The organism is Collinsella aerofaciens, assembly GCF_040920445.1.
GTDB lineage: Bacteria > Actinomycetota > Coriobacteriia > Coriobacteriales > Coriobacteriaceae > Collinsella > Collinsella aerofaciens_BH.
In genome coordinates, this window is sequence record NZ_JBCOTQ010000028.1 from 21,300 (window position 1) to 28,007 (window position 6,708).

At 57.4% G+C, this 6,708-nt stretch carries 4 protein-coding genes and 1 pseudogene; 3 read left to right on the plus strand and 2 right to left on the minus strand.

Going from position 1 to position 6,708, the window contains the following annotated elements; all coding sequences use genetic code 11:
- Positions 1–98: 98 nt before the first annotated feature.
- Together cysK and mnmA are read left to right on the plus strand one after the other, a co-directional pair.
- Positions 99–1,037 carry a cysteine synthase A gene (gene cysK / locus AB5405_RS05815; protein ID WP_196032330.1) on the plus strand — a complete coding sequence of 313 codons (939 nt, stop codon included), beginning with the start codon at positions 99–101 and terminating at the stop codon, positions 1,035–1,037.
- Positions 1,038–1,215: 178 nt separating this feature from the next.
- A pseudogene (mnmA, locus tag AB5405_RS05820) lies at positions 1,216–2,319 on the plus strand (tRNA 2-thiouridine(34) synthase MnmA); the annotation flags it as partial.
- 136 nt (positions 2,320–2,455) lie between these two features.
- Here mnmA and AB5405_RS05825 read toward each other — a convergent pair.
- Both AB5405_RS05825 and fucO read right to left on the minus strand, forming a co-directional pair.
- Entirely contained in the window at positions 2,456–3,499 is a 1,044-nt protein-coding gene (locus AB5405_RS05825; protein WP_368137861.1) for a M42 family metallopeptidase, read from the minus strand.
- 604 nt (positions 3,500–4,103) lie between these two features.
- Positions 4,104–5,270, minus strand: a complete 1,167-nt coding sequence (fucO, locus tag AB5405_RS05830) for a lactaldehyde reductase (protein ID WP_022094861.1) — start codon at positions 5,268–5,270, stop codon at positions 4,104–4,106.
- Between the two features lie 303 nt (positions 5,271–5,573).
- Here fucO and AB5405_RS05835 point away from each other — a divergent pair, with 303 nt between their 5' ends.
- Complete coding sequence (locus AB5405_RS05835; protein ID WP_368137862.1) at positions 5,574–6,653, plus strand: radical SAM protein; 1,080 nt, start codon at positions 5,574–5,576, stop codon at positions 6,651–6,653.
- The last annotated feature ends 55 nt before the right edge of the window (positions 6,654–6,708 follow it).

Genomic DNA, 6,708 nt, shown 5'->3' on the forward strand with positions numbered 1-6,708 from the left:
CAGCTAAACGAACAACCTATAAGGTTTATGGGTTTAGCTGCTACACGCACCGTGAAACCACACGGCAACCAGCAACTTGAACACTTTGGAGGTTCACCATGAGCAAGGTTTACACGTCCATCGATCAGCTTATCGGCCACACCCCGCTCCTGGAGCTCACTCACTTTGAGGCCGACGAGGACCTCAAGGCTCGTGTGCTCGTCAAACTCGAATACTTCAACCCCGCCGGGTCAGTTAAAGACCGCGTCGCCAAGAACATGATTGACGAGGCCGAGAAGGCAGGCAAGCTCGTGCGCGGCGGCGACTACACCATCATCGAGCCCACGAGCGGCAACACCGGCGTCGGCATCGCCTCGGTGGCGGCCGCCCGCGGCTACAAGGTGATCATCACCATGCCCGAGACCATGTCCGTCGAGCGCCGCAAGCTGATGCAGGCATACGGTGCGCAGCTCGTGCTCACCGACGGCTCCAAGGGCATGAAGGGCGCTATCGCCAAGGCAGAGGAACTGCAGAAGGAGACTCCCAACAGCATCATCGCCGGCCAGTTTGTGAACCCCGCCAACCCCGCCATCCACAAGGCCACGACCGGCCCCGAGATCTGGGACGACACCGACGGCAAGGTCGACATCTTCGTCGCCGGCGTCGGCACCGGTGGTACCGTGACCGGCGTGGGCGAGTTCCTCAAGGAGCAGAACCCCGAGATTAAGGTCGTCGCCGTCGAGCCCGCCACCTCCCCGGTGCTCTCCAAGGGCCAGGCCGGCCCGCACAAGATCCAGGGCATCGGCGCCGGCTTTGTGCCCGACGTCCTCGACACCCGGGTCTACGACGAGATCATCCCCGTCGAGAACGACGACGCCTTTGCCACCGGCCGCGCCGTGGGCCACAAGGAGGGTGTGCTCGTGGGCATTTCGTCCGGTGCCGCCGTGTGGGCCGCGCTGCAGCTGGCCAAGCGCCCCGAAAACGAGGGCAAGACCATCGTGGCCCTGCTTGCCGACACCGGCGAGCGCTACCTGTCCACGGCACTGTTCCAGGACTAAGGGCCCGTCACTTGTCGATAGGCCCATGGCATGCCGGCCTATCCTCTCTTCTGGCTGCCTGAGCCCATCTCGTTAGGGTGTCCCACGAGACGTCCGAACTTGCTACAATGTCTGCGGCGCGGAACCAGCCTCCCGCGCCGCTTTTCTTTTTTGGCCACATGCCACCAAGGAGAACCTCCCCATGCACAACAAGCGCGTGCTCGTCGCCATGAGCGGCGGCGTCGATTCTAGCGTGACCGCGTACCTGCTCAAAAGCCAGGGCTACGAATGCGTCGGCGCCACCATGCGCCTCACCTGCCCCGCGCCCGACCCCGCCACGGGCACGAGTAAGGTCGACCGCGACATCGCCGATGCAAAGGCCGTCGCCGAGCGCCTGGGGATACCCCACCATGTGCTCGACCTGCAGCAGACCTTCGACCACAGTGTTATCGAGCGTTTTGTGAACGCCTACCAGGAGGGGCTGACGCCCAACCCGTGCATCATCTGCAACCGCCACATTAAGTTTGGCGCGTTGCTCGATGCGGCGCTGGACATGGGCTGCGACTACATCGCAACGGGACATTACGCCAAAACGAGCCAAGCGCCCGACGGCACCTGGCAGCTGCATCGCGGCGAGGACCCCAAAAAGGACCAGAGTTACTTTTTGTATTCGCTCACGCAAGAGCGCCTGGCACGCACAATCTTTCCGCTGGCAGGCCTGGACAAGGAGCGCGACGTGCGCCGCATTGCCGCCGAGCAGGACTTCATCAACGCCAAGAAGGCCGAAAGCGAGGATATTTGCTTTATTCCAGACGGTGACTACGCGGGCTATATCGAGCGCCGCTGCGGACATGCCGCTGCACCGGGCGACATCGTATGGCGCGACGGCAGCGTGGTCGGGCGCCACAACGGCGCACTGCGCTATACCATCGGCCAGCGCAAGGGTTTGGGCGTAGCGATGGCGCATCCCGTATACGTGACAGGCGTCGACGCCGTCAACAACACCGTGCATCTGGGTGAGGCCGAGGACCTGGCGGCCACAGCGCTCACGGCCAACGATTGGATCTGGAGCGCGCCGGCAGAGCGCATGAAGGCTGAGCTCAATGCCGGCGGCATTCGCGTGGGCGCCAAGTACCGCTACCGTCAAAAGGACCAGGCAGCAACCCTTACGCGCGGCGAAGACGGGCAAATGCTGCTAACTTTTGACGAGCCGCAGCAAGCCATCGCCCCCGGCCAGGCCGTTGTAGTCTACCACGGCGACATCGTCCTCGGCGGCGGCACGGTGACCGGCGCACTTAAGTAGCCCCATCCCCTTCATAAATTGCGGTGAAATAGGGACTGCCTAAGCGTTTAAAACCGCCAAACAGTCCCTATTTCACCGCAACTTAGAGAGGACGGCCTCGGTCGGTACTGCTGTGCCAGCCGAGGCCGCCGCATCGTTAGCGCTGAACGTAGGCGCGAACCAGCTCGTAGGTATTGCGCACGCCGTCGATGTGGCTGCGCTCGTAGTTGTGGCTCGCGTACACGCCGGGGCCGATCAAGCCATGGCGAATGTCATAACCGGCCGAAAGCGTGGCCTCAACGTCCGAGCCGTAGTGCGGGTACACGTCGATGGCGTAGTCAAGTTCAAGCTCGCGCGCGATATTGGACAGCGTGGTCACCAGGTCGTAGTTGTACGGACCACCCGAATCCTTGGCGCAAATCGACACCATGCGCTCGGTGCAGCCCAGGTCGTCGCCCACGCAGCCCATGTCAACGCTGATCATCTCGCGCGTGTCGGCCGGCACGAAGGCACCGCCATGGCCGACCTCCTCGTACACGGTAAAGAGCAGCGAAACCTTACGCGAAAGCGTCACCTCGCCAGCGGCGACGGCACGCGCCAAGCCCAGCAAAATGGCGGCCGAAAGCTTGTCATCTAGGAAGCGGCTCTTAATGTAGCCGCTCTCCGTCACCGTGGTACGCGGATCCATAGCGATGATGTCGCCGGTCTGAATACCCAGCTCAAGCACGTCGTCCTTGCTGTCGACGTTCTCGTCGAGCAGGATCTCCATGTTCTTCTCGATGGTCTTGACCGGCTCGTCGGCCACGTGCGCCGAAGGCTCGGTGTTGAGGACCACGCCCGTGTAGACATTGCCGTCGCGCGTATAAACGGTGCAGTTCTCGCCATCGGCCGTAGACCACTGATGCCCACCAAGCGTCGTGGGACGCAGGCGGCCATTGTCCTTAATGGAGCGCACCATGGCGCCCAGGGTATCGACATGGCTCGCCAGTACGAGCGGCTCACCCTCGCCGCCAAGCTCAACGAGCACGTTACCCTTATTAGAACGCTCAGGCCCAAACCCCATATCGCGCAGGGTCTCCATCAGATAATCAGTCGCCGCACGGGTATAGCCGGTAGGCGAAGCAATAGAAGTCAGCGTCTTAAGCTGTCCTGCGATATAGGAGAGCGTCTCCTCTAGAGAAGCATCAATATTAGAAGTCATATGCATCCTTCCAAGTAAAACTAAGACCGAGTCCCGATTTTAACCGTTCTGCACGTGCAATGCCCCAGGAGCCGAGCCGCCTCCAGACGTCCCCGCACCGGTTTTGTGCACGTGCACGGTTTACAATCTCAATCTTGCATAAATCCTATTGGTATTTGCATAGAAATGAGGCATCTTTTTGCTTCGTCTCAGGGTGCCCCACCTTGGACCGTGCAAAAAACGGAGTATTCAGCACCGTGGGCCCCAACGGCCCCATCACGAACGACAAAACGACGCGGTTACAGCAGTGTTGCAGGTCGTCGCAAAGCAGAAACTCAGTAACAACCCCCTCCACTCATCGATAGCCCGCCCACAATGGCTGTCGATGGGCGCCTGCGGATCACTACCGCCCATTCACAACGTTATGCATTTTTAAGAGCTTGTTGAATACTCCCAAAAATGCACGCAGGGAAGTGCACCACCTATCCGCAGCGGGCAGTACGCCTTGGTTTTGTCCGTCTCAGGGCATCGACGCAGCACAAAAAGCCCCGCCGTGCGTAGCACGGCGGGGCCAGCGGCACGTCAAAAGACCATACACCTACGGGCGAAGGACCACCAAACTGGGCTAGGCAGCCGGGCAGATCTTCTTGAAGAGCTCAATGACGTCGTCGAGCGTCGCCTCGCGCGGGTTACCCGGGAAGCAAGCGTCGGCCATGGCGTCCTTGGCCAGGACCTCGATCTCGTCAGCCTTCATGGCCTCGCAGACGTGCGGGATATTCACGTCGGCGGAAAGCTGCTTGACGGCGGCGATAGCAGCATCGGCAGCCTCGTCGGTGCTCATGCCCGTGGTGTCAACACCCATGGCAACGGCAACCTTGGCCAGGCGCTCAGCGCAAACCGGCTTGTTGAACTCCATGGCAATCGGCAGCAGCATGGCGCAAGCGACGCCGTGCGGGGTGTCGTAGTGAGCGGACAGGGTGTGAGCCATTGCGTGGTCGATGCCCAGGCCAACGTTGGAGAAGCCCATGCCGGCGACATACTGGCCAAGGGCCATGCCCTCGCGGCCGGAGCCGGGCTGGCCGGACTTGGCCTCGGCGACAGAGTCGCGCAGGTTCTCGCTGATCAGCTTAATAGCCTCAAAGTGGAACATGTCGGAGAGCTCCCAAGCGCCCTTGGTGGTGTAGCCCTCGATGGCGTGGGTCAGAGCGTCCATGCCGGTAGAGGCGGTCAGGCCGGCGGGCATGGAGGCCATCATGTCGGGGTCGACGACGGCGACCTCGGGGGCGTCGTTGGTGTCGACGCACACGAACTTGCGGACCTTCTCGGGGTCGGTGATGACGTAGTTGATGGTCACCTCGGCAGCGGTACCGGCGGTCGTCGGCACGGCGATGGTGAACACGGCGTGGTTCTTAGTGGGAGCAACGCCCTCGAGGCTGCGGACATCGGCGAACTCGGGGTTGTTGATGATGATGCCGATGGCCTTGGCGGTGTCCATGGAGGAGCCGCCACCGATGGTCACGATAGCGTCAGCCTCGGCGGCCTTGAAAGCCTCGACGCCGTCCTTGACGTTCTGGATAGTGGGGTTGGGCTTAATCTCGGAGTAGAGGCTCCAAGCGATGCCGGCGGCGTCGAGCTCGTCGGTCACCTTAGCGGTAACGCCAAACTTGACCAGATCGGGGTCGGAGCAGACGAAGATCTTCTTGTAGCCGCGACGCTGGAGCTCGCCGGGGATCTCCTTGATGGCGCCGGAACCATGATAAGAAATGGTGTTGAGAACGAAACGATTAGCCATTGATAGCCTCCCATCGTGTGCGGGGCACCCATTACGCCCCACGCTACGAGTCCCATCCTAACGCTTTTAAAACGAAAAACACGTGAGAACGTCAAAGGTGTTAAAGCGTTTCAACAGAATAACGGAACCCTAGTCCTTCCCTCCCGACAGCAGCGAAGGCTAGATTATAGGAGCAATCGCCCGAAGAATACGACCGACTCAGTCTATAAATTGTTTCTGTTTTAGCAATATATGTTTGACAATACGTTTATAAATGGATACCTTAAAGTAAACATCTTAGTTCACTAAAATAACGTTAGTGAAATGAAAGAGGCGGTAGAGATGTTAGTTCTACCCATAAAGACCCTCTTGGGCCACTACATTTATGATGCCAATCGAAACGAGATACTTGCAGTAAACAAAGATCTCTTCAATTACATCTCAGAAGTCCAAGCAGGCGAAGTTTGCCCCGACTCCTATAAATCAGACCAAGAATTCCAGTTACTACAATCATGTGGCTACTGCTGCGATTCGCCATTGCAGGATATCGCTTATCCATCAATTGACCTTTTGAAAGTTAAGCTGGAAAGAAATTTACGGATGATAACCCTTCAGCTGACTCAATCTTGCAACTTCCGATGTGATTACTGTATCTATTCCGAAAACTCCTTATACAACAGAACCCACAGTCATAACTCTATGTCTGTTTCGACGGCCAAACATGCAATCGAATTCTTTAAGATGCACTCGATTGACAACCCAAACCCGGTCGTAGCATTTTATGGAGGAGAACCTCTCCTTCGATTTAGTGAAATTAAGCTAATTACTCAATATGCAGAACAGGTATTTAAAGGAAAACACATCTCATTTCGAATTACAACCAATTGCTCTCTTTTATCTGAAGATATGGTTAAATTCTTCTTCGATTCTGGGCATGAATTCTATTTGCTAATCAGTCTTGACGGGCCGCAGCAAATCCATGATAAGTCTAGGCATTACGCTAATGGTGAGTCCTCATACCAAGCAGTTATAGACAATGTTCATATGATTTTAGACAACCATCCTGAACGCAACAAATATATTCATTTTAATGCCGTAGTCGACACGAACAACATCTATAAAACAGTCTCTTCCTTTATAAATGATAAGGATATCGAGGCTTGCGATGTTCAATTCAACTACTTGGAGCGCAACGGACGTATCGCCCCCTACAATGACAAGTTCTCAAGTCAACTGAATTACGCCTTATTTAAAGCAAGAATTATGGACGAGCGCAAGATCGAAAAAGGAAACCGCAGCGATAGACTCGCTTCATATACGCTTGCAAGCATCAATCAAAACATTAAGCGATTTGCACCTTCGAACATCCCAACAAAAGCTATGGCTCTGTTAGACCAGGATTGACATGCCGACCTGCCGGCTAACTCGCCGTCTCCCCGTCGGGCGCCGGCGTCTTGAC

Excerpts from the sequence above, each read along its gene's own strand:
- cysK (WP_196032330.1), top strand. The coding sequence starts at position 99 with ATGAGCAAGGTTTACACGTCCATCGATCAGCTTATCGGCCACACCCCG.
- AB5405_RS05825 (WP_368137861.1), bottom strand. The coding sequence starts at position 3,499 with ATGACTTCTAATATTGATGCTTCTCTAGAGGAGACGCTCTCCTATATC.
- fucO (WP_022094861.1), bottom strand. The coding sequence starts at position 5,270 with ATGGCTAATCGTTTCGTTCTCAACACCATTTCTTATCATGGTTCCGGC.
- AB5405_RS05835 (WP_368137862.1), top strand. The coding sequence starts at position 5,574 with ATGAAAGAGGCGGTAGAGATGTTAGTTCTACCCATAAAGACCCTCTTG.